General features: G+C 29.3%; 1 protein-coding gene. It reads left to right on the top strand.

Features of this window, described 5'->3' with window-relative positions:
• Positions 1 to 111: 111 nt before the first annotated feature.
• On the top strand, positions 112 to 1,608 hold the full coding sequence (locus ACOVO2_RS07780) for a hypothetical protein (RefSeq protein ID WP_421769415.1): 1,497 nt from the start codon (positions 112 to 114) through the stop codon (positions 1,606 to 1,608).
• Positions 1,609 to 1,674: the final 66 nt, after the last annotated feature.

Genomic DNA, 1,674 nt, shown 5'->3' on the forward strand with positions numbered 1-1,674 from the left:
AAAATTTACAATTCCTGTTTTTTTTAGACTTGATGATTAGATATTTGTATAAATACAACAAAACAGGTTTTATATAGAAATGTAAAACCTGTTTAAAAAATTACAAATCTTATGAAACACTTAACCATCATACTGAGCAATTACGCACTGGTCGTAATTATTCCATTGCTATTTTTCATAACAACAAGCTTTTCTCAAAATACAGAATTTAGTAATTACTCAAATGGATTGATTTATTCTGACCAAACTATAACACAATTAAGATTTATTGTTGATTCGCTCAATCTCAAATTTAAAATTTGTGAACCAAATAAACTATATCTTTCCAAACACCAAGCAAAAGCGAATTTTATATCGTTGCAAAATAAGAATGCCAAAGAAGCTAAAAAGGATATTGATGCCAATATTTCCTACTCTGATTTTATACAAAAATACAAGAAAGCCGAAGTTAAGACAAACGTAATCATTTTAAAGTCTGAGTACACTAATGATGATAAAATAAAGCGAATTTCCTTTAGCAGTGTATGTTTAGATGGCAAAAGAGGAGAGAATATTATATTCGAAGAAGAGATTGATAAATACCAACAACCTCTTAAAGGAAAATGGGTTTATGAATATCTAAATCAAGAAGAATATTCCACTGAGTGGATTTTAGCATTTTATATCTTAGAAGAATTCACACAGCAAGTATTACCTTTTGAGTATTCACGAATGATTCAGTATTCTGATTGTATGGTTGATACATCTGCTCAAATATTTTCAGAAACAGCAAAGAGAAGTAGTATTCGGTTTTACAATGATGAATCAAGCAAAGTAGAAAATTTTATTGAGTATATTCATAAATCAACAAATAGACCCGCATACAAAATAGTAAAAGACCAATTTGAGCAAGAAAAAATTTGGAAAGAACAACAACAATGGGCGACTGTAAGACTTACTCGTGTAGATAGTTTGCAAAAAAATGATAAGAGATTTGATTTATTACTAAGAGATACTTTTGATGAAGTAATTACTAAAGGTGGAACAAACGATGAATTTGAGGAATATGTAGGTCGCTACTTATCGAAGAAAAAAGAACTTGAACTCAAACGAAATCGAATAGTTGTTGGAGGTTGTAGCCAAGATGTAAGCCCAAGAATACATGCTTTTAATATTGCAAAACTATCTGCAGAAACGGCAAATTGGAATATATTTCTTCGTTCACACTTAAATATTATGAACGATAATTTTGACAGGATGAGTGATGGAAATTATGCTTGGGGACAAAGAAAAACATATATAAAAGAACTTGAAGTATTAGATATCGATGTTATAAATTTAGTTTTTGGAATTTGTCTGCAAATCAATAATCCGAGTAACAATCATTATTTTGGTGATGTAAGTCGAATAGGAAGAGCTTTATCAGAAAGTAAAGATTATGACAAAGTTGAGAAAAAAATTCTTCAAATAATTGCAGATAAAAGGCTCGATAATTACAACAGAATAGTATTCTATTATCTATTTCTGCATTATAATAATAATCTGAATAACAAAGAAAGGCAAAGTGAAAACAATATCAAATTAACCAAATTAATGAAAACTTTACCTGAATTTTCTACTCAAAAATAAACTACCCACCTACCTAAATCAACACAAACAGCCCGCACAACATTGTTCGGGCTATTTTTTGTGATG

It is taken from the genome of Emticicia sp. (genome assembly GCF_049241225.1).
Taxonomy (GTDB): Bacteria; Bacteroidota; Bacteroidia; order Cytophagales; family Spirosomataceae; genus Emticicia.